Genomic DNA, 20,742 nt, shown 5'->3' on the forward strand with positions numbered 1-20,742 from the left:
ACCGGCCGGACGCCCCGGGGCGGCGGGTGGCGAGCGACACAGCCATCCCGGCCCTGACCAGTTGGAATGTCGGTACCCGGGTTTAGTAGGCTGACCTCCGGCCATCCAGAGCGACCGAGAGACCTGGCTCGTCGACGTCGCAGCAACCCCCCACCGTGGGTGCGGGTGCTACCGCCAGGACCGATGGAGGTTCAGCAGTGCGCAGCATCCGAGCCGGGCGGGCGAGCCGGCTGCATGTCGTCTGGCACCGGTGGCGTCGACACGTCGACCTCTGCCGGACCAGCACCATGCTCTGTCGGGCCTCGGCCTGACCGCGACCGCCGGTCGGCGGCATTCCGACCATCTCGTCAGCACCCCCTGAGCGACGCCGTCGGCGTACCGCCCGCGACCTGACCGGTCCGGGTGGTTCTCCGGCACGCCGTCGCCGGATATTTCATGGAGTTTCAGCACAATGCGCATCAACCCTCTCGCCACCCGCCTCCTCTCCGGCGTCGCCGCCGTCGCGCTGCTCGGCGCGGTCGCCGCCTGCGGCGGCTCGTCGTCGGGCGACACCGCCGACAACCCGTACGACCTGCTGCAACCCGGGACCCTGCGGGTCGGCACCCTGACCGACGCGCCGCCGAACGTCTTCCTCTCCGACGGCAAGTTCACCGGCTTCGACAACGACCTGATGACCGCCGTCGCGGGCAAGCTCGGGCTCAAGGTCGAGTTCGTCGGCACCGAGTTCTCCGCGCTGCTCGCCCAGGTCAACAACCACAAGTTCGACGCCGGCTCGTCGTCGATCACCATCACCGAGGCGCGGCGCAAGACCGTCGACTTCACCAACGGGTACGACTTCGGCTACTTCGGACTCGACGTACCGGCCGGCTCGCCGATCAGGAGCTTCGCCGAGCTGAAGGGGAAGCGGGTGGTCGTGGTGCAGGGCACCGTGCAGGACGACTACGCCACCAAGGAGGGCCTGGACCCGGTCCGGGTACCCGACTACAACGGCGCGATCAACCAGCTCAGGTCGAAGACCGCCGACGCCTGGATCGCGCCCGCCGAGATCGGCGAGAAGTCCGCACAGGAGAGCGGCGGCAAGATCGTACTGGCCGAGAAGCAGCTCAGCTCGGCACCGACCGCGTTCGCGGTGGCCAAGGGCGCCGACCCGCTGCGCGAGGCGCTGAACTCCGCACTCGACCAGGTGATCGAGGACGGCACCTGGACCCGCCTCCAGGAGCAGTACTACCCCGGTCGGCCGGTACCGGAGAGCTTCAAGCCGGGCAGCGGCACGGTGACGTACCCGCCGGTCAAGGCCGGTCCGACGAGCCCGGCCGCCACCCCGGCGAGCTGACCCGGCCAGCACATCAGACAGTCGTCGGCCGGCCGCCCGGGGCGGCCGGCCGACGACTGGTGGATCCGAGACAGGTGAGGCGATGGAGACCCTGGCGACGTTGTGGGAGACGTTCTTCGACTGGGAGTCGATGCGCGAGGCGCTGCCCGAGATGCTCACGGTCGGGCTGCCCAACACGCTGCTGCTGGCGCTGCTCTCCGCCATCGTGGGGACGCTGCTCGGCATGCTGCTGGCGATGGCCGGGCTGTCCCGGAGCCGGTGGCTGCGCTGGCCGGCCCGGATCTACACCGACGTGTTCCGGGGACTGCCGGCCGCCGTCACCATCCTGCTGATCGGGGTCGGGCTGGCACCGCTCGGGCTCGCCTGGTGGGGACCGAACCCCTATCCGCTGGGCATCCTGGCGCTGTCGCTGATCGCGGCGGCGTACATCGGGGAGATCTTCCGGTCCGGCATCCAGAGCGTGGAGGCCAGCCAACTGGAGGCGACCCGGGCGCTGGGACTGTCGCACGGCGCCGCCATGCGCCTGGTGATCATCCCGCAGGGCGTACGCCGGGTGCTGCCGGCCTGGGTCAACCAGCTCATCGCGCTGATCAAGGACTCCAGCCTGGTCTACTTCCTCGGCCTGGTGGCCAGCCAGCGGGAACTGTTCCGGATCGGCCAGGACTACGCGGCGAACACCGGCAACGAGTCCGCGCTGCTGCTCGCCGGACTCTTCTACCTGGTCATCACCGTGCCGCTGACCCACCTCGTCAACTGGGTCGACCGGCGGCTGCGCGACGGCCGGGCCGGTGGCCCGGAACCCGACGAGGAGGACCCGGTGGCGCTGGCCGGCGAGACCGCGCTACCGACGGGTGGAAGGGGAACCCAGCATGCCTGAGTCTGTCAGTCCGACGGTGTCGGCCCGGCCCGCCGAGGCGGGTCCCGGATACGAGTCGGTGAGCGTCGCGACCCGGGACGTACATCTGGCGTTCGGCCGGAACCAGGTGCTGCGCGGCATCGACCTGGAGGTCGGCCGGGGCGAGACCGCCTGCGTGATCGGCCCCTCCGGCTCCGGTAAGTCCACCCTGCTCCGGGTCGTCAACCGGCTGCTGGAGCCGGACCGCGGCGACGTACTGCTGGACGGCGTGAGCGTGCTCGACCAGGACCCGGACGCGCTGCGCCAGCGGATCGGCATGGTCTTCCAGCAGTTCAACCTCTTCCCGCACATGACGGTACTGCGCAACGTCACACTCGCCCTCCGGCAGCTCAGGAAGCTCTCCAAGGACGAGGCCACCGAGCTGGCGCTGCGCCAGCTCGACCTGGTGGGGCTACGACACAAGGCGGACGTACGGCCCGGCCGGCTCTCCGGCGGCCAGCAGCAGCGGGTGGCCATCGCCCGGGCGCTGGCGATGTCGCCCCGGGTGATGCTCTTCGACGAGGCGACCTCGGCGCTCGACCCCGAACTGGTCAAGGGCGTGCTCTCGCTGATGGCGGACCTGGCCGGTCAGGGCATGACGATGCTGGTCGTCACCCACGAGATGGGCTTCGCCCGGCAGGTCGCCGACCAGGTCGTCTTCCTCGACCGGGGCCGGGTGGTCGAGGCCGGCCCACCGGCACAGGTCTTCGAGGACCCGCGAAGCGCCCGGCTCGGGCAGTTCCTCTCCCAGGTCCTCTGACAGTGAGGATGTAGGAGCGGGTCACCCGGCCGGTCTGACTCAGCCTCTGACTGACCTTGGGTGTCTTCTAGGGGATTCGTCGGTCTGCCCGGGTGACCCGTTCCTGCACTCACCGACCGGGCGCCGCCGCCGCACCCAGGGCAAAACCGACCGCGAGATCAAACGCTGCCTCAAGCGCTACATCACCCGAGAGCTCTACCGACGCCTCGAAACACCACCCTCAACCACTTGACGCACCATAGGAGCGTCCCGGTACCCGTCACCCGCCACCCGGTACGCCGTTGTGCACAGTGCCCGACCCGGCGGCTCGCCGGTTTTCCACAGCTCCGGGGCCGGTGGGACGGCGGTTCTGCACAGCTCCGGTCGAGGTTGTGCACACCCTTGTGGATAACCTCGACCGCCTGTGGAAAACTCTCGTGTCCCCGGTGCCGCTGACCGCACCGGATCAGCCCGGTACGCCCCGAGCCTGGCCCGCCGCCGGCCCGAGGTTGCCGGTCGGGAGCTCGGCGCGGGGCGCGAGGGACGACGTGGCCGCAACGGCCGGCGGGGCGTACTCCGGAACGGCCTGGACCGGCGCCTCGGCCGGCAGCAGGACCGTCACGACCAGCCCACCCCCGTGCCGGGGCTCGGCCCGGACCGACCCGCCGTGCGCACCCGCGACCGCCCGCACGATCGACAGCCCGAGCCCGAAGCCGCGACCGCCGCCGACCCGCTCCTGACGCAGCCGTCGGAACGGCTGGAAGATCGTCTCGATCTCGTACCCCGGCACCACCGGCCCGGTGTTCGCCACCACCAGGCTCGCCCAGCCGTCGACCGTCGCGGTGTTGAGCCAGACCTGACCGCCGGTCGGGACGTTGTGCCGCAGCGCGTTCTCCAGCAGGTTCTGGGTCAGCCGCTCCAGCAGCACCGGATCGCCGGTGGTGGGTGCCGGAGCCAGGTGCCGGTAGACCGGCAGTTCGGTCCGCATCTGCTCGGCCACGTGCCCGACCACCTCGGCGAGGTCGAGCGGGGTGCGCTCCACCACCTGCTGCTCCGAGTCGGCCAGGGTGAGCAGCCCGTCGATCAGCCGCTCGTGTCGCTCGTTGACCGCGAGCAGCGTCTCGCCGAGCTGCCGCAACTCGGCCGGCGCGCCCGGCCGGGTGACCGCCAGTTCCAGCAGTGACCGGTTCAGCGCCAGTGGCGTACGCAGCTCGTGCGAGGCGTTGGCGACGAACCGCCGCTGCCCGTCGAAGGACTGGTGCAGCCGTTCCAGCATCAGGTCGAAGGTGTCGGCGAGTTCCTTGACCTCGTCGCGGGGGCCGTCCAGCGCGATCCGCTCGTGCAGTCCGCGACCGGCGATGCCGGCACCGGCGATCCGCCGGGCGGTACCGGTGATCTGGTGCAGCGGTTGCAGCGCCCGCCCGGCGATCAGCCAGCCGAAGGCGAAGGCGGTCGCCGAGACCAGGGCGAGGGCGATGCCGCCCTGGGTGAGCAGGGTCTCCAGGGCGTTCTGCCGGGCCTCGTCCTGGATCTGGCGGGCGAAGATCCGGAGCTGCTCGGCGTCGCCCGGACTGACGATCCGGGTGGGTGCGGGGGCCGGCGGCCGGTTCAGCGTCACGCCGAAGGTGGCGGGCATCCGCTGCTCGACGAGTACGTAGGTGACGGCGAGCAGCACCACCCCGGCAAGCAGGAAGAGGCCGCCGTAGACCAGGGTCAGGCGGGCCCGAATCGTCAGTCTTTTCACCTGATCTGATACCCCACTCCCGGCACGGTCTCGACGATCTGCGGATCGCCGAGCTTGCGGCGCAGCTTCATCACGGTCACCCGGACCACGTTGGTGAACGGGTCGATGTGCTCGTCCCAGGCCCGTTCCAGGAGTTCCTCGGCGGAGACCACCGCGCCGCCGGCCCGCATCAGCTCGGCCAGCACCGCGAACTCCTTGCGGGACAGTGCCACGTACCGGCCGTCGCGGTAGACCTCGTGCCGGGCCGGGTCGACGACCAGGCCGGCCCGGGTCAGCTTCGGCGGCGCGGCCGGTCGGGCCCGCCGGGTCAGCGCGTGTACTCGGGCGGAGAGTTCGACCAGCGCGAACGGCTTGATCAGGTAGTCGTCGGCGCCGAGGGCCAACCCGGCCACCCGGTCCCGGACCGCGGCCGCGGCGGTGAGCATCAGCACGCGGGTCTCGCCCCCGCCCTCCACGATCGCCCGGCACACGTCGTCGCCGTGCACCACCGGCAGGTCCCGGTCGAGTACCACCACGTCGTAGTCGTTGACGCCGAGCCGCTCCAGGGCCGCGTCGCCGTCGTACGCGACGTCGACCGCGAACGCCTCCCGGCGCAGCCACTCGGCGACGGCGTCCGCCAACAGCTTCTCGTCCTCGACCACCAGTACCCGCACCGTCCCATCCTGACTCGGTGCCGGATAACCCCGCCGTAAACGTCGACGGTTACGCCCCGGATACGCGTCGCAGACTTCACTTTGTCCGTATCGGCCGGCGAACCGCGCCGGCCCACGGAAGGAGTTGTGCCATGCGCCGACGAATGTCGGGCATCTGGCTGGCCCTCCCCGTCCTCGGCCTGGCGCTCGCCGGTTGCGCCGGGGCCGACGAGGGGCCGGGGGTGGCCACCGCCCAGGGTGGCACCGGAGCCGGGCCTACCGCCAGTGCCAGCGCCGCCGCGCTCAGTGACGAGGACCGCCGCCTGGAGTTCGCCAAGTGCATGCGGGAGAACGGAGTGGAGATGCCGGACCCGGAGCCGGGTCAGGGCGGCATCCGGATCCAGCGCAACCCGGGCGACGATCCGGCCAAGACGCAGGCGGCGATGGAGAAGTGCCGCCACCTGCTGCCGAACGGCGGTCAGTTGCAGCTCAACCCGGAGCAGGTCGAGCAGGTGCGCAAGATGGCGAAGTGCATGCGGGAGAACGGTGTGCCGAACTTCCCGGACCCGCAGCCGGACGGCACCATGCGGTTCGACCAGGGCAGTGGGATCAAGCGGGACGATCCGACGTTCCAGGCCGCGATGGAGAAGTGCCGGGGCGACTTCCCGGTCCGGATCCAGGGTGGTGGCCGATGACGGTGGGTACCTCCACGACCGAGACCGGCCCGTCCCCGGACGGGCCGGTTCCGGCCGGCACCGGGCCGGACACCGCCGCCGGGACTGTTCCGGCCGCCGGGGGCCGGTCGGGGCGTCGGCGCCGGGGCGGCCGGGGCCGGGCGGTGGCGGTGGGGACCGCCGCCGCGCTGGCGGTCGCCGCCGGGGTCGCCGCCGCCGTCGGCTTCGGCGGTGACGATCCGGGTACGGCCACCGCCAGCAATCTGCCACCGGCGAACGCACAGGTGACCCGGCAGACGCTGATCGACTCGGAGACCGCCGACGGCGAACTCGGGTACGGCGAGACCCGGACCGTGGCGGTACGCAAGGCGGGCACGATCACCTCGATCGCCGCCGCCGGTACCCGGGTCACCCGGGGCAAGCCGCTCTACTCCATCGACAACAACAGGGTGGTGCTGCTCTACGGCGGGCTGCCGGCGTACCGGACGCTGCGCTCCGGCGACAGCGGCGAGGACGTCGAGCAGTTCGAGAAGAACCTGAGCACGCTCGGCTACGACGGGTTCACCGTCGACGACGAGTACACCTCGGCCACCGCCGAGGCGGTGCGGGAGTGGCAGGAGGATCTCGGCCTCGACGAGACCGGCCGGGTCGAGTTGGGCCAGGTCGTCTACGCCACCGGCGAGATCCGGGTGGACAGCACCGACGTCGAGGTCGGCGACGCCGTACAGCCCGGCGGTGGAGTGCTCAGCTACAGCGGTACCTCCCGGGTGGTCACCGTCTCGCTGGAGGTGGACGACCAGCGGCTGGCCAAGCGGGGTGCCAAGGTCACGGTGACGCTGCCGGACGGCAAGGAGGTGGCCGGCACCATCGCCGCCACGGAGACGATCATCGAGACCGGTACCGGCGCCAACGGCGCACAGGGCGAGCCGGAGACCAAGATCGAGGTGACCGTCACCGCCGCCGACCCGAAGGCGCTGGCCGGATTCGACAGCGCCTCGGTCGACGTGGCGTTCACCGCCGCGCAGCGGGAGAACGTGCTCACCGTCCCGGTCGCCGCGCTGCTCGCCCTCGCCGAGGGCGGCTACGGGGTGGAGGTCGTGGAGGGCGACGCGACCCGGATCGTGGCGGTGCGGACCGGACTCTTCGCCTCCGGCCGGGTGGAGGTGACCGGCGACGGGCTGGTCGAGGGGGCGACCGTGGGGATGCCGAAGTGAGCCGGGACGTGGCGGCTGCGGGTACCGCACTCGTCGATCCGCCGGCCGGCACCGACGGGGTGGTCGTGCTGGACCGGGTCACGAAGGTCTATCCGGGCGGCGTGACCGCGCTCGGTGGCGTCACCCTGACCGTCCGGCCGGGCGAACTGGTGGCGATCGTCGGGCCGTCCGGCTCCGGCAAGTCCACCATGCTGCACCTGATCGGCACCCTCGACCGACCGTCGACCGGCACCGTGCACATCGACGGGTACGACGTGGCGAAGCTGTCGGACCGGCAACTCTCCGCGCTGCGGTCGTCCCGGATCGGGTTCGTGTTCCAGCAGTTCCACCTCGCACCGGGCGTACCGGTGCTGGACAACGTGGCGGACGGGCTGCTCTATGCCGGCGTACCCCTCGGGGAGCGGCGGCGGCGCGCGGAGGCCGCGCTGGTCCGGGTCGGGCTCGGGCAACGGCTGGACCACCGGCCGCACGAACTCTCCGGCGGCGAACGGCAGCGGGTGGCGATCGCCCGGGCCGTGGTGGGCAACCCGGCGCTGCTGCTGGCCGACGAGCCGACCGGCAACCTCGACTCGACGTCCGGGGCCGGGGTGCTGGCGCTGCTGCGTGAGCTGAACGCCGCCGGGACCACGGTGGTGGTGATCACGCACGACCGGGAGATCGCGGCGAGCCTGCCCCGGCAGGTGCAGATGCGCGACGGCCTGGTGCTCACCGACAGCGCCGCCGGCGATGATTCCGCCGTCGGCGGTGGCTCCGTCGGCGGTGGTGGCTTCGTCGGCGGTGGTGGCTTCGTCGGCGGTGGGCTCGCGCCGATCGCGTCGAACGGGGTCGGCTGATGGCCGGGGCGAACGGCGGGGCGGGACCCCGGCTGGTACCGGCCCGGATGCGTCCCCGCGACATCCTCCGGGTCGGCGGCGTCGGGCTGCGTACCCGGCCGCTGCGGGCCTTCCTCTCCGCGCTCGGCATCGCGATCGGTATCGCCGCGATGGTCGCGGTGGTCGGCATCTCCTCGTCGTCCCGGGCGGAACTGGACCGGATGCTCGACTCGCTCGGCACCAACCTGCTGACCGTCGCGCCCGGCAACACCATGTTCGGCGACGCGGCCCAGTTGCCCGAGGAGTCGGTGGCGATGATCGGCCGGATCGGCCCGGTCCAGCAGGTCTCCGCCACCGGGCAGCTCGGCGAGGCCCGGGTCTACCGCTCGGACCGGATCCCCGAGGTGGAGAGCGGCGGGATCGCCGCCCGGGCGACCCGGCTGGACCTGCTCGACACGGTCGGGGCGACCATGGCCAGCGGTACCTGGCTGAACGGGGCGACGGCGCGCTATCCGGCCGTCGTCCTCGGGGCCACCGCGGCGGAACGGCTCGGGCTCGGCAGCGCCGGACCGGACGTACAGGTCTATCTCGGCAGCCGGTGGTTCACCGTGGTCGGGATCATGGCACCGGTACCGCTGGCGCCGGAGCTGGACCTCTCCGCGCTGATCGGCTGGGAGGCGGCGGCGACGTACCTGGGCTTCGACGGGCACCCGACCACCGTCTACACCCGGTCGGTCGAGCAGTCGGTCGAGGCGGTGCAGGCGGTACTCGGTGCCACCGCCAACCCGGAGGCGCCGAACGAGGTCAAGGTGTCCCGGCCGTCCGACGCGCTGGAGGCGCAGCAGGCCACCGACGAGGCGTTCACCGGGCTGCTGCTCGGGCTCGGCGCGGTCGCGCTGCTGGTCGGCGGGGTCGGGGTGGCGAACACGATGGTGATCTCGGTACTCGAACGGCGGGCCGAGATCGGGTTGCGCCGCTCGCTCGGCGCGACCCGTGGCCAGGTACGCACCCAGTTCCTCGCCGAGTCGCTGCTGCTCTCCGCCCTCGGCGGCGTCGGCGGAGTGCTGATCGGCATCGGGGTGACCTCGGGCTACGCCCTGTCCCGGGACTGGCCGACGGTCGTGCCGAGCTGGGCGATGGTCGGCGGCGTCGGTGCGACGCTGCTGATCGGCGCCTTCGCCGGCCTCTACCCGGCGATCCGGGCTGCCCGGCTGGCCCCGACCGAGGCACTCGCCACCCCGTGACGGGGGTGCGGGGAGGGGCCCCTTCTTGTCGCGTTCTGTGAAAGAAGGGGCCCCTCCCTGTGTTGTCGATCAGGCGACGATGGTGTCGAGGGCGATCTCGACCATCTGGCTGAAGGTCTGCTCGCGCTCCTGCGCGGTGGTCTGCTCGCCCCGCTTGATGTGGTCGCTGACGGTCAGCAGGGTCAACGCCCGCGCCCTGAACCGGGCCGCGATCGTGTAGAGCGCCGCCGACTCCATCTCCACCGCCAGTACGCCATAGTCGGCGAGGGTGTCGTAGAGGTCCGGACGGTCGGTGTAGAAGGCGTCGGCGGCCAGGATCGGCCCGACCCGCATCGCGATGCCGCGCCGCTCCGCCACCTCCACCGAGGTACGCAGCAGCCCGAAGTCGGCGACCGGGGCGTAGTCGATCAACCCGTCGAACCGCATCCGGTTCATGTTCGAGTCGGTCGACGAGCCGCTGGCCGCGATCACGTCCCGGAGTTGGAGGTCCTCGCTGAGGGCGCCGCACGAGCCGACCCGGATCAGCGACTTCACGCCGTAGTCGTTGATCAGCTCGTGCGCGTAGATGGAGGCGGACGGCATGCCCATGCCGGAACCCTGGATCGAAACCTCGGTGCCGGACCAGCGGCCGGTGAAGCCGAGCATGCCGCGCACCGTCGAGTAGCACTTGGCGTCCTCGAGGTAGGTCTCCGCGATCCACTTGGCCCGCAGCGGGTCACCCGGCATCAGGACCCGCTCGGCGATCTCGCCAGGCTTGGCGCCAATGTGCGTACTCATGTGAGGTGATCCTGCCAGGTCGCTCCGGCCGATACCGCCGCGACGTCGCACCGGGGCGTCGGGTACCCTTCTCGGCGGTGGTGTGTCCGAGTGGCCTAAGGAGCACGCCTCGAAAGCGTGTGAGGGTTTACGCCCTCCGCGGGTTCAAATCCCGCCGCCACCGCCACTGAACAGGCAAAACGCCCGGCAGGTCGGAAACGACCTACCGGGCGTTCGGCTTGTGGGCCCGGTCCGTCGTGCGGCGACGGGTGGCCGGTTACGGCGTCCAGAGGCCGAGGTCGATGGTCCGGGTCAGGGTCGCCTGCTCGTCGTCGCCGTCCAGCGACCAGATCATCGCGCCACCCAACCGCTCCGCGCGGATGAACAGCGTCTTCTGGAGTACGACGGCCGGGTCGTCGTACGTCCAGAAGGTCGTACCGTCGTAGAGCCATGCCGTTCCGGCGCGGAGGTCGCGGTAGACCCGGTAGCCGTCCTTGCCGGCCCTGGTCTTCAGCACCTTGTAGTCCTCGTAGCCGGGCTCGAAGGTGGCCGGGGCGGCGCCGCCGGTGGAGGTGCCGAACAGGCCGTTGCGCCCGCCGGTCACCCCGGTCCAGCCGCGCCCGTAGTAGGGGATGCCCAGCACCAGCTTGCGGCGCTCGGCGCCCCGGTCGAGCCAGGCGTCGATGGTGCGGTCGACGGCGAAGTCCGGCTCGGTGGCCCCGGCCGGTACCCGCAGCGCGGACTGCTGGTTGGCGACCGGCTCCCAGGTGCCGTGGAAGTCATAGCCCTGCACGGTGGCGAAGTCCAGGTTCTTGAAGACCTTCCGGACCTCGAAGCCGGCGTCGATCGCGGCCGGGTTCGCCGGTACGAACGCGGTCAGCTCGTAGTGCTTCCGGGCCGGCTTGCCGAGCGCGTCGAGCTGGCGGCGGAACTCGGCGACGAGCGCGGTGAAGTTCTGCTTGTCCTCGGGCCGGTAGACCGTGTCGACGTCACCGGCCGAGCCGGGCCACTCCCAGTCCAGGTCGATGCCGTCGAAGACTCCGGCGAGCGAGCCGGGTCCACCGGCGCTGCCGTCCGGGTTGGGCAGGTTGCCCCTGAGGTAGAGGTCGATGCAGGAGGCGACGAACTTCCGCCGCGACTCGGGGGTCAGCGCCGCGTCGGAGAAGTGTGTCGACCAGCTCCATCCGCCCAGCGAGATCAGCACCTTCAGGTCGGGGTGGATCGCCTTGAGCTTCTGGAGCTGCCCGAAGTTGCCGTTCAGCGGTTCACCCCAGGTGTCGGCGACGCCGTCCACGCTCTCCTCGGCCGGTACCGGTCGCTGGTAGTCGGCCCAGGCGTCGCCCTCGCCCGGCCCGCCGTCGACGTAGCAGCGGCCGTCCGGGCTGACGTTGCCGAAGGCGTAGTTGAGGTGGGTCAGCCGGCTGGCCGCGCCCGAGTCGTGCAGCTTCTTGACGGTGAAGGCCCGGCCGTAGATGCCCCACTGGGTGAAGTATCCGACCTTGACGAAGTCGCCGCGCTGGCCGCCATCGTGCCGGGACGGTGCGCCGGGAGCGGCCGAGGCCGGGGGTACGGCGACGCCGGCGAGCAGGGCGGTGACGGCGGTGGCCGCGGTGAGGGTACTGAGTCGACGGAGAACGGATCCGCGCATATGCACTCCTGAACGGGGGATGGAGCGTCGGCAGAACAGTTAGGAAACTTTCCGGTGCCTGCCCTGCAAGGTAGGGCGGTCGATGTCGGGTGGTCAAGTGCGCCGCGCCGGATCGCACCGAAGGTGTAGCGGTGGGTAGTTAAAGAACATTTAGGAATCTGAACTGATCCACTTCGTACCGTCCGCCGTACCCATCGGTAGCTGCAACCGGGCAGCGGACCATCGAGGGAGCGGTGTATGTACAGGCGACGCAGGACGACCAGCCGGGCGCGCAAGGTGTTCCTGGGCGTGGCGGCGGCGGCCCTGCTCGGCGGTGCGCTGGCCGTCGGCACCGGACTCGGCAACGCGGGTGAGAGCTGCGCCGGCCTGGACACCGCACTGCGCAACAACCTGAACTTCATCGCCGGCCAGCAGGCCAACCCGGACGCTCAGTCCGAGGCCCGGATCGCCAACCGGCAGGCCGTGGTCGACCTGATCCAGCAGCGTCGGGCCACCGCCGGCTGCACCGCCGACGTACGCGCGGACGCGTCCGCGCCGCCCGCCGCCCCGCCGGCGGCCGAGCCGACCAGGACCCCGGCGAAGCCCCCGGCCCAGCCGCCCAAGGCACCCGCCCGGCCGCCGGCCAACCCCGGCGGCGGCACCGGCTCCAACGGCGGTGGTGCCACCGGCGCGGGTGAGGTGGTCTGCAAGGGTTCGACGGTCACGCTCTTCAACGAGGACGCCGGCCCGGCGGCGTCCAGCGGCACCTTCCCGATCGGTACCACGTTGAAGGTCACCAACCTGGACAACAACAAGAGCGTCACGGTCAGGGTGACCAGCCCGTCCGGCAGTTGCGTACTGCTCAACAACGCCGCGTTCGAGCAGGTACGGGAGCCGGGCAAGTTCCTGATCCGGCGACCGGTGATCGAGCGGATCGGCTGACACCCGGGCTCGGGTGGCCCGGCCCGCACCGCCGACCGGTCCGGGCCACCCTTCCGGACAGTCCTTCACCGCTCCGCGTACGATCACGCCTGCCGAAGATATCTGACACGATCTAACGTTTTCGGCGCCGATTGCCACGAGGTCGTCAGCCACAAGGCTCCTACCAGGCGCAATACGGCATTCTGCGGCCTCCGCCGTGCTATGTTCCATCGGCCGACGGGTCCTTGGCAGGCATGGCTCTTCAGGTCAGTGAGGAAAGGGAAACGGTGGGCTCCGACCGGACGGTTTCTGATCAGCCAACGTGGCGGCGCAGTTCGCGGTGCGTCACCGAACACCATTGTGTCGAGTTCACCCTGATGGGTGACGGTGTCGCGCTGCGGAATTCCCAGCGGCCGATGGACATGCTCCTGATCCGGCGCAGCAGGTGGTCTGCTCTCGTTGCCGCGATCAGGGCTGGTGCCTTCGACGCGCCGGCTGCCGACGCATAGATAACCTCGCCGTCCTATTCCGTGGCCCGCGACTCCCGACGTCGCTGCGGTCGTACGACCTTGTCGCCGAGTCGGGTCGACTTGGCGAAGCCGTTCCAGGGCGGGTTGACCGGGAACCCGGGTGGTTCGTACGGGCGTGACGGCGGGCCGACCTTGACGGCGCGGAGGTATTCCTCGTTCACCAGGGCCATGAAACGGGCGGCCCGGGTACGTGGCTTGCGGTAGAGGTGCCAGTCGCCGTGCCGCTGCCAGAACAGCCGGGGAACCTCGCTGTCGAAGAACTGTGCCAGGAAGTTGCGGGCCTCGGGGGCGGTCAGACCGCCCCGCTCCCAGGCCCGGGTCCAGGACTTGATGATCAGGCTGCAGTAGTAGAACAATCGTTCGTCGACGTGTTCCGGTGAGACCCGAGAGCCCCAGCACTGGCAGTATTCTGGATTTTCGATGGCGAGCTTGACGAGGTCCTCGGTACGTTGGTGGATCGCCTGTATCCGTTCGTATCTGAACTGGCCGTACTGAACGGCCAGCGAGGCGGAGACGACCAGCAGAGCGAGCGCGGCCAGGAGGGCTGAGGCGGCCCCGTACGCCTGCCCGATGTCGCTGGCTCGCGAGTAGTCGTCACCACTGGTATAGAGACGATTGAGGATTGCCGGCGACACCGTCGCGACGAGTAGCGTGCCGCCCATCAGGAACGTTGACACGACGAGCAGTGCGCGTCGACTGAGTGTGCGCCCCAGTTCACCCAGAGGGTAGGGCTCGCGAACCGCCATCCGTGACTCCTCCGTCGGCCGGGGTCAGATAGCAATTCTGCGGGTTGCCCTCCGATGACTTCTCCTGTCATGCATGTTCATTCACAATCCAACGGGAGGCCTGGGGATTTGCCCGGTATCATGCCCCGTCAATCCGTGGAAGTTCCATTCCCGCCGACGTGCCGATCTTAGTTCGTGCCGCGACCGCCGGAAATGCCGTTGTCGCCTCCGATATCCGATGGCCGTTGTTCGATCATTATCGAGGCTTCGGCGTCGACAGCGCCGGGAGCCGGTGTGGCAGCTGCCAGCCGTCGGCGAGCCTCGACGGATGCACATTGCGGCCGCCGCCGAAGAACTCGCAGAACTTCATGATCAGTGGATCCCAGCCCAGCGGGTCGACGTGGTGCGTACCGGGGATGACCAGGGACTCGTCGACGTGCGCGCGGAGTACCTCGACCTGGAAGGCGGTGCAGTCCGGCGTCGGCTCGGCCATCGGCAGCACCGAGACGACCCGGCACTCCAACTGGATCGGGCACTGCGCGACCCGGGGCGCCCGGACCAGCTCGGACGGCTGCTCGGTCAGCCCGGCGAGAGCGAACTTCTCCGGCTCGTACCGGTAGCCCTGCGCCAGCTTGTGCTCCGGCACGTCCCGCTTCCCGGTGGTGAGCGCGATCCGGTCCACCGCTCCGACCAATGTCGACGACGGCAGGTTGAGTACGCACTCCCGCTCCCGCCGCAGGTTCGCCGTCGTCTGACCGCTGTTGCCCAGCCCCAGCATGCCGGACTGCCCCAGCCACCAGGCCGAGGACATCGGTGCGAGATTGGCGCTGCCGTCCTCGTTGCGGGAACTGATCAACACCACCGGGGTGCCGAAGTACAGCACCCTGAGCCCGGGAACGATGTGCATGCGGCAACCCTCGCCCTCCCGGCCGGTGGTTGCTGGCGGTCATCGGACGTCGCGCTCCGGCAGCTCAGTCACGTAAGTCCGGGACCGTGGAACCGGGAAGGCGGGTCAGCAGGTGCCGAAGCCCTCGTCGAAGAGGCGCCTCGCGTAGTCGGTGTAGCCGGCGACGGTCTTGCGGACCGTCCGCCCGTCGTGCAGGAACAGGTAGGCCCGGTCGCCCTGCATCGCCAGCAGCCCGTCGTAGCGGTAGCTGCCGGGTGGTGCGGTCAGCCGGGTGGCGGCCGGGTAGGCGGCCTCGACCTGGTCGACCGGGGTGCCGGCGGTGACACCCTCCGGGGTACGCACCGGAGGGCTGGCCCAGAGCAGCACCAGTCGGTCGTCGGCGAAGACCGGACTGACCGTGGTCGGATCGGTCAGGCTGGGACCGCAGGCCAGCGCCGGTTCGGCGTCGAGTTCACCGCGTCGGAGCAACTCCTGCTCGGTGTCGCCGAACCTGATGTCGCGGACGCCCGTGAGGTGGAGGACGTCCGGCCCGTAGGCGGGTGTCGTCGCCGGCTCGTCCGAGACCGTCCGGTACGCATGGCAGAGCGCCACCGCGCCCGCCACGAGTACGGCCACGAGACGTACGACTTTTCGTGCCTCCATGTAACCCTCCGGTGGCACAGCGTAGTTTACCCCTGATTTGTCCAGTTCGCCGGGGTGTGGATCCGCATCCACACCCTGTGGATAGCACATGTGTACGAGCAAAACCGGTTACCTTCCGCTGGCCACGCCGGCACAATCCCGGTGATGGTGATCATCGCGGAGCCGCTGCACGCGCGGCCTCGACCGGCGGAAAATCTGGCCTGGCTCGGCGACGGCTGGCCGGAGTTCGTCTTCCACGACCAGGAGACCGGCCGGCACATCGGGCGGATCCGCGAACTCTTCGCCAATCTGGAACTCGTCCTCCTCGACGACGACGTCGACCGGCCCGCCGGAGGTGCCGACGTCGACCGGCACGTCAGGGGTGACGGCGAGATCGTGGCCGCCGGCTGGGCGGTACCGCTGCGCTGGACCGGCGCCGTCGACGACCTACCGACCGGCTACACCGACTCGCTGGCCCGTGCGCTGGAGGCGTACGACGCCGGTGAGCCGCCGGACACGCTCGCGATTCTCGCCGCACAGGTAAGGCCCGATCGGCAGGGGCGAGGGCTGGCCGGGAAGTTGCTGCGGGCACTCGGCGACCTCGCCCCCGCGCACCACCGCGTGATCTGCCCGGTCCGGCCGACCCGCAAGGCCCGCTATCCGCTCACTCCGATCGACCGGTACGCCGGCTGGACCCGGCCGGACGGGACGCCGTTCGACCCGTGGCTGCGTACCCACGTCCGGTTGGGTGGGCGGGTCCTGACGACGGCGCCCAGTTCGCAGGTGATCACGGGCACCGTAACGGAGTGGCAGCGCTGGACCGGTATGGAGTTTCCCGACTCCGGCGAGTTCGTCATCCCGGACGGCCTGAGCACGCTGCACGTCGACCTGGCCACCGACTCGGCCACCTACGTCGAACCCAACATCTGGGTCCGGCATCGCTGACCTCGACACGCCCCGGACTCGTACGCCGCCGCCCCGGTCAGCATCGAGTCCTGCTCCGGGATAGCGGTCCAGGCGGCCCGGGTTACGGGGCCGGGAGCAGGTCCTTCGCCACCAGTTTGCCGTGCGCGGCGCAGACCCGGTAGACGTCCAGCCGAGGCTGGAGCACATCCCCGTGCGAGCGGTAGTACCGGCAGTCGGCGCCGGCCGGACTCGACAGTGGATCCGGATCCGGCGGCTCCAGCATCTCGCGGCGGGGCAGCAGCGGGAGCGCGCTGGCCCAGTCCTGCCCGACCCGCAGTTCGGCGTACCGGTCGGGGCTGAGTACCGAGTTGCTGGTCGCGTAGAGGTAGTAGCCAAGGGCGGCACCGCCGAGCGTTCCGGCGAACGCGGCCAGCACCATCGTCGCCGCGACCAGTCCCCGCCGGGCCTCCCGGTGCACCCGGCGCCGCCGGTCGGCGGCCGACCCGACCGGCGGGACCACGCCGGACGGCACCGGATCCGGCAGCGCCGCCGCCCGGGAGCCGCCGACCTGACCGGGCGGTCGGGCTTGGCCAGGCGGTAGGGGCTGACCGGACAGTCGGGCCACCACCTCGAAACCGCCGTCCCGCGCGCCGGTGTGCAGCGTGCCGCCGGCGAGCCGTACCCGCTCGCGGAGCCCGACCAGGCCGCGCCCACCCCCGACCGGGACCGGAGCGGGCCGCTGTGCCGTCGGCGGCCGGGCATTCGTCACGGCCACCAGCACCGTCCCGGTGTCGTCGACGTCGAGCCGTACGCTCACCGCCGCGCCGGGCGCGTACTTGTTGGCGTTGGTCAGCGACTCCCGCACCACCCGGTAGACGGTCCGCCCCACCAGCGGCGGAAGCGGTTCGGCCGGGCGCCTGTCGTGCAGTTCCACCGGCATACCGGCCGCCCGCGCCCGGTGCACCATATCGGCGACATCTCCGGTCTCGGCCCGCAACGCCGAACGGGCCGTCGACCCCGCCCCCGACCCCCGCCCCGGCTCCAGTCCCGACTCCGGTTCCGCCGGGGAAGAGGCACCCGTCGGGTCGGCGTCGTCCCGGAGGACGTCGATGATGTCCCGCAACTGCCCGGTGGCGGCGGCCGCGCCGGCCCGGAGCTGGCCGGCCACCGCCCGGGTCCGCTCGTCCAGGTCGGCCGACACCTCCAGGGCGCCGGCCCGGAGCGCGAGCAGGCTCAGCTCGTGGCCGAGCGAGTCGTGCATCTCCTCGGCGATCCGGGCCCGCTCGCGCAGCCGTACCTCGCGGGTCAGCATCCGCTGTTCGCGTTCGAGCTGCTCGGCCTGCTCCCAACCTGCGGCGACCAGCGCGCGCTGCTGCCGCCGGTACCGTCCGACCAGCCAGGGGAAGAGTCCGGCGTAGACCAGTGCGCCGGCCATCGTCGCCCAGTCCACGAAGCCGGACCAGCTCAACACCAGCGGGGTGCCGAAGACCGCCAGCGCGGAGTAGCTCGCCGCCGCCGGCCAGGTGCTGTCCGTACGCCGGCCGAGCAGATAGCTGACCAGCGGCAGGCCGAGGGAGTAGTTTCCGTCCAGCGCGCAGAGCAGCACCACCGCGAAGAGCGGGACCAGCGGCAGCCGGCGCCCCGCCGCGACCGCGCCGCCCCAGACCGCCAGGCCGCCGAGCAGCAGCCCCAGCGGGTACGCCCGGTGCCCGGTCCAGGACCAGCCGACCGGTGCCGCCAGCGACGCCCAGAGCAGCACGTCCAGCAGGAGAGCCCGGTAACGCCACCGCCCGCTCCCGAACCGGTCTGCCTGGGCCACGGGTCGCACCGTTCCGACGGTACGCAGCGAAGCGCCGCCCGACGATCCGGGACCTCGCCCGGCCGACCCGGAAATGCCGGCGTCATCGACCCTGAGAAAGGTCAGGGTCGGCAGGTGACCATCGGGTGCAGCCGACCTGCGGCCCGGCTTCGTAGCTTCGAGCCATGCTGACAACCGAGGCCGGGCTGAGTACCGCCCAGGTCGCCGAACGGATCGCGGCGGGACAGGTCAACGACGTACCGGTGCGGTCGGGGCGGAGCGTCGGGGAGATCGTCAAGGCGAACCTCTTCACCCGGATCAACGCGATCATGGGTGTGCTGTTCGGGGTGATCCTCGCGGTGGGACCGATCCAGGACGCCCTCTTCGGCGGGGTGATCATCGCCAACACCCTGATCGGGGTGGTGCAGGAGCTGCGGGCCAAGCGCACCCTGGACCGGCTGGCGATCGTCGGCGCGGCCCGTCCGGTGGTACGCCGGGACGGCCACGCCGTCGAGGTGACCTCCGCCGACCTGGTCCTGGACGACCTGATCGAGATGGGACCCGGCGACCAGATCGCGGTCGACGGGGTGGTGGTCGAGGCGGAGCAACTGGAGGTCGACGAGTCGTTGCTGACCGGCGAGGCCGACCCGGTGGTGAAGCAGCCCGGCGACCCGCTGCTCTCCGGCAGTTTCGTCACGGCCGGTGTCGGGGCGATGCGGGCCACCAAGGTCGGCCGGGCGGCGTACGCGGCCCGGCTCGCCGAGGAGGCCAGCAGGTTCACCCTGGTCAACTCGGAGCTGCGCGGCGGACTCAACACCATTCTGCGGTTCGTCACCTGGCTGATCGTCCCGACCGGACTGGCCCTGATCGTCAGCCAGTACCTGGTCAACTCCGACGACCTGCCGGAGGCGGTACGCCGGATGGTCGCCGGGCTGGTCCCGATGGTGCCGGAGGGGCTGGTCCTGCTCACCTCGGTCGCGTTCGCGGTCGGGGTGATCCGGCTCGGCCGGCGGCGCTGCCTGGTGCAGGAGTTGCCGGCGATCGAGGGACTGGCCCGGGTCAGCGTGGTCTGCCTGGACAAGACCGGCACCCTCACCGACGCGGCGATGACGGTGGCCGAGGTACGCCGGCTCGACCCGACCGCCCCGGTTCCGGAGGTACTGGGTCTGCTCGGCGCGGCCGACGAGCGGCCGAACGCCAGCCTGCGGGCGGTCGCCGAGGCGTACCCGGCGCCGCCGCACGGCACCGGGGCGAGGGCGGGGTGGCGGATCGGGGAGCGGATCCCGTTCTCGTCCGCCCGGAAGTGGGGCGGGGCCACCCTCACCGACCCGGACGGGATCAGCCGGCAGTGGCGGCTCGGCGCTCCGGACGTACTGCTGCCGGCCGGCCATCCGGCGCTGGCCGAGGCGGACGCGTACGGTGCCCGGGGTTTGCGGGTACTGCTGCTGGCCAGGGCCACCGCCGACGGGTCGGGGCGCGATCCGGTGCACGCGGTCGCGCTGGTGGTACTCGCCCAGCGGCTGCGGTCGGAGGCGCCGGACACGCTGCGCTACTTCGCCGAGCAGGGGGTGGCGGTCAAGGTCCTCTCCGGCGACAACGCGCTCTCGGTGGGCGCGGTCGCCCGCAGCCTCGGACTGCCCGGCGCCGAGCACCCGGTCGACGCCCGCGAACTGCCGACCGATCCGGCGGCACTCGCCGAGGTGCTGGGCCGGCACACCGTGTTCGGCCGGGTCGGGCCGCAGCAGAAGCGGGACATGGTGGCGGCGCTCCAGGGCGCCGGGCACACCGTGGCGATGACCGGGGACGGGGTCAACGACGTACTCGCGCTCAAGGACGCGGACATCGGGGTGGCGATGGGCTCGGGCAGCCCGGCCAGCCGGGCGGTGGCGCAGATCGTGTTGCTGGACAACAACTTCGGCGCGCTGCCGGCGGTGGTCGCGCAGGGGCGGCGGGTGATCGGCAACATCGAGCGGGTCGCGAACCTGTTCCTGACCAAGACGGTCTACTCGGTGCTGCTCGCCGTGATCGTGGTGTTGAGCCAGGTGCCGTACCCGTTCCTGCCCCGGCACCTGACCATCATCTCGTCGCTGACCATCGGCATCCCGGCGTTCTTCCTGGCGCTCGCGCCGAACTCGGAGCGGGCCCGGCCCGGTTTCGTGGGCCGGGTGCTGCGGTTCGCCGTACCGTCCGGGTTGGTGGCGATGGCGGCGACGATCACCTCGTACCTCTTCGCCCGGAGCGTCTACGGCGGTGACCTGGCCGCGGAGACCTCGGCCGCGACGCTGACCCTCTTCCTGGTCGGGCTCTGGGCGGTGGCGATCATCGCCCGGCCGTACACCTGGTGGCGGATCCTGCTGGTGCTCGCCCTCGGCCTGGCCTTCGTGACCATCCTGGTGGTGCCGTTCCTCCAGGAGTTCTTCCAGTTGAGCCTGGTCGGCACGACGGCGCCGGGTGTGGCGGTGGGCCTCGCGGTCGCCGCCGGGGCGCTGCTGGAACTGGTCCGGGTCGCCGTGCGCCGGACGGTACGCCATTCCTCGTGACTACTCGGCAGGGCGGCACGAATTGGTGAGTCGGGTGTGGACTCCTCTCCCGTAATCTCGTTCTCGGCCGGGAAAAACCCAGGTCGGAGACGGGTCGGACCCGAAAGAAACGGGTTCGGGAAAC

At 71.1% G+C, this 20,742-nt stretch carries 18 protein-coding genes, 1 tRNA gene, 1 pseudogene and 1 riboswitch; of the genes and pseudogenes, 12 read left to right on the forward strand and 8 right to left on the reverse strand.

Annotated elements, in window-relative coordinates; all coding sequences use genetic code 11:
• Positions 1 to 98 precede the first annotated feature (98 nt).
• Positions 99 to 190, forward strand: a riboswitch (SAM riboswitch).
• 261 nt (positions 191 to 451) lie between these two features.
• The 3 genes from C6361_RS09580 (at position 452) to C6361_RS09590 (ending at position 2,988) form a co-directional block, all read left to right on the forward strand.
• On the forward strand, positions 452 to 1,333 hold the full coding sequence (locus C6361_RS09580) for an ABC transporter substrate-binding protein (RefSeq protein ID WP_107257192.1): 882 nt from the start codon (positions 452 to 454) through the stop codon (positions 1,331 to 1,333).
• 82 nt (positions 1,334 to 1,415) lie between these two features.
• The gene (locus tag C6361_RS09585) at positions 1,416 to 2,210 is read left to right on the forward strand and encodes an amino acid ABC transporter permease (protein WP_107267518.1); all 795 of its coding nucleotides are present in this window, start codon (positions 1,416 to 1,418) and stop codon (positions 2,208 to 2,210) included.
• Positions 2,203 to 2,988, forward strand: a complete 786-nt coding sequence (locus C6361_RS09590) for an amino acid ABC transporter ATP-binding protein (protein ID WP_107267519.1) — start codon at positions 2,203 to 2,205, stop codon at positions 2,986 to 2,988. Before C6361_RS09585 ends, C6361_RS09590 begins: the two co-directional genes overlap by 8 nt.
• A gap of 445 nt (positions 2,989 to 3,433) precedes the next feature.
• Here C6361_RS09590 and C6361_RS09595 read toward each other — a convergent pair whose 3' ends face one another.
• Both C6361_RS09595 and C6361_RS09600 read right to left on the reverse strand, forming a co-directional pair.
• Entirely contained in the window at positions 3,434 to 4,711 is a 1,278-nt protein-coding gene (locus C6361_RS09595; RefSeq protein ID WP_107267520.1) for a HAMP domain-containing sensor histidine kinase, read from the reverse strand.
• Positions 4,708 to 5,364 (reverse strand): response regulator transcription factor, encoded by a 657-nt coding sequence (locus tag C6361_RS09600; RefSeq protein WP_107267521.1) that lies wholly within the window; start codon positions 5,362 to 5,364, stop codon positions 4,708 to 4,710. Before C6361_RS09600 ends, C6361_RS09595 begins: the two co-directional genes overlap by 4 nt.
• 131 nt (positions 5,365 to 5,495) lie before the next feature.
• Between C6361_RS09600 and C6361_RS09605 the strand changes: the two genes are divergently transcribed.
• The 4 genes and pseudogenes from C6361_RS09605 to C6361_RS09620 all read left to right on the forward strand — a co-directional run bounded on the left by C6361_RS09605 (position 5,496) and on the right by C6361_RS09620 (position 9,287).
• Positions 5,496 to 6,038 carry a hypothetical protein gene (locus C6361_RS09605; protein ID WP_107257288.1) on the forward strand — a complete coding sequence of 181 codons (543 nt, stop codon included), beginning with the start codon at positions 5,496 to 5,498 and terminating at the stop codon, positions 6,036 to 6,038.
• Positions 6,035 to 7,231, forward strand: a complete 1,197-nt coding sequence (locus C6361_RS09610; protein WP_107267522.1) for an efflux RND transporter periplasmic adaptor subunit — start codon at positions 6,035 to 6,037, stop codon at positions 7,229 to 7,231. The genes C6361_RS09605 and C6361_RS09610 overlap by 4 nt, the downstream gene beginning before the upstream one ends.
• A 59-nt stretch (positions 7,232 to 7,290) precedes the next feature.
• A pseudogene (locus C6361_RS09615) lies at positions 7,291 to 7,938 on the forward strand (ABC transporter ATP-binding protein); the annotation flags it as partial.
• Between the two features lie 125 nt (positions 7,939 to 8,063).
• Positions 8,064 to 9,287 carry an ABC transporter permease gene (locus tag C6361_RS09620; RefSeq protein WP_107267523.1) on the forward strand — a complete coding sequence of 408 codons (1,224 nt, stop codon included), beginning with the start codon at positions 8,064 to 8,066 and terminating at the stop codon, positions 9,285 to 9,287.
• A 69-nt stretch (positions 9,288 to 9,356) separates the two neighbouring features.
• Here the strand turns inward: C6361_RS09620 and deoD are convergent, their stop codons facing one another.
• A complete protein-coding gene (gene deoD / locus C6361_RS09625; protein ID WP_107257291.1) occupies positions 9,357 to 10,064 on the reverse strand; it encodes a purine-nucleoside phosphorylase in 708 nt (235 codons plus the stop codon).
• Positions 10,065 to 10,140: 76 nt separating this feature from the next.
• On the opposite strand from deoD, the gene C6361_RS09630 reads away from it, so the two are divergent.
• Positions 10,141 to 10,230 (forward strand) — tRNA-Ser (locus C6361_RS09630).
• 90 nt (positions 10,231 to 10,320) lie between these two features.
• Here C6361_RS09630 and C6361_RS09635 read toward each other — a convergent pair.
• Positions 10,321 to 11,691: a glycoside hydrolase family 18 protein gene (locus C6361_RS09635; RefSeq protein WP_107267524.1), complete on the reverse strand. Its 1,371-nt coding sequence runs from the start codon at positions 11,689 to 11,691 to the stop codon at positions 10,321 to 10,323.
• Positions 11,692 to 11,928: 237 nt separating this feature from the next.
• Here C6361_RS09635 and C6361_RS09640 point away from each other — a divergent pair, with 237 nt between their 5' ends.
• Together C6361_RS09640 and C6361_RS39175 are read left to right on the forward strand one after the other, a co-directional pair.
• Positions 11,929 to 12,612, forward strand: a complete 684-nt coding sequence (locus tag C6361_RS09640) for a hypothetical protein (RefSeq protein WP_107267525.1) — start codon at positions 11,929 to 11,931, stop codon at positions 12,610 to 12,612.
• A gap of 233 nt (positions 12,613 to 12,845) precedes the next feature.
• Positions 12,846 to 13,100, forward strand: coding sequence for a DUF397 domain-containing protein (locus tag C6361_RS39175; protein ID WP_107267526.1), 255 nt, complete (start codon positions 12,846 to 12,848; stop codon positions 13,098 to 13,100).
• A 14-nt stretch (positions 13,101 to 13,114) separates the two neighbouring features.
• On the opposite strand, the gene C6361_RS09650 is transcribed toward C6361_RS39175, so the two are convergent.
• The 3 genes from C6361_RS09650 to C6361_RS09660 form a co-directional block, all read right to left on the reverse strand.
• Entirely contained in the window at positions 13,115 to 13,867 is a 753-nt protein-coding gene (locus tag C6361_RS09650; RefSeq protein WP_159079267.1) for a DUF6082 family protein, read from the reverse strand.
• A gap of 235 nt (positions 13,868 to 14,102) precedes the next feature.
• Positions 14,103 to 14,753 carry a flavin reductase family protein gene (locus C6361_RS09655; protein WP_107267527.1) on the reverse strand — a complete coding sequence of 217 codons (651 nt, stop codon included), beginning with the start codon at positions 14,751 to 14,753 and terminating at the stop codon, positions 14,103 to 14,105.
• Between the two features lie 105 nt (positions 14,754 to 14,858).
• Positions 14,859 to 15,395: a hypothetical protein gene (locus tag C6361_RS09660; RefSeq protein WP_107267528.1), complete on the reverse strand. Its 537-nt coding sequence runs from the start codon at positions 15,393 to 15,395 to the stop codon at positions 14,859 to 14,861.
• Between the two features lie 144 nt (positions 15,396 to 15,539).
• Between C6361_RS09660 and C6361_RS09665 the strand changes: the two genes are divergently transcribed.
• Positions 15,540 to 16,319 carry a hypothetical protein gene (locus C6361_RS09665; protein WP_107270856.1) on the forward strand — a complete coding sequence of 260 codons (780 nt, stop codon included), beginning with the start codon at positions 15,540 to 15,542 and terminating at the stop codon, positions 16,317 to 16,319.
• 82 nt (positions 16,320 to 16,401) lie between these two features.
• On the opposite strand, the gene C6361_RS09670 is transcribed toward C6361_RS09665, so the two are convergent.
• A complete protein-coding gene (locus C6361_RS09670; protein WP_159079268.1) occupies positions 16,402 to 18,108 on the reverse strand; it encodes a sensor histidine kinase in 1,707 nt (568 codons plus the stop codon).
• Between the two features lie 155 nt (positions 18,109 to 18,263).
• Here C6361_RS09670 and C6361_RS09675 point away from each other — a divergent pair, with 155 nt between their 5' ends.
• Entirely contained in the window at positions 18,264 to 20,618 is a 2,355-nt protein-coding gene (locus C6361_RS09675) for an HAD-IC family P-type ATPase (RefSeq protein WP_107267530.1), read from the forward strand.
• Positions 20,619 to 20,742 lie beyond the last annotated feature (124 nt).

It is taken from the genome of Plantactinospora sp. BC1, assembly GCF_003030345.1.
GTDB lineage: Bacteria > Actinomycetota > Actinomycetes > Mycobacteriales > Micromonosporaceae > Plantactinospora.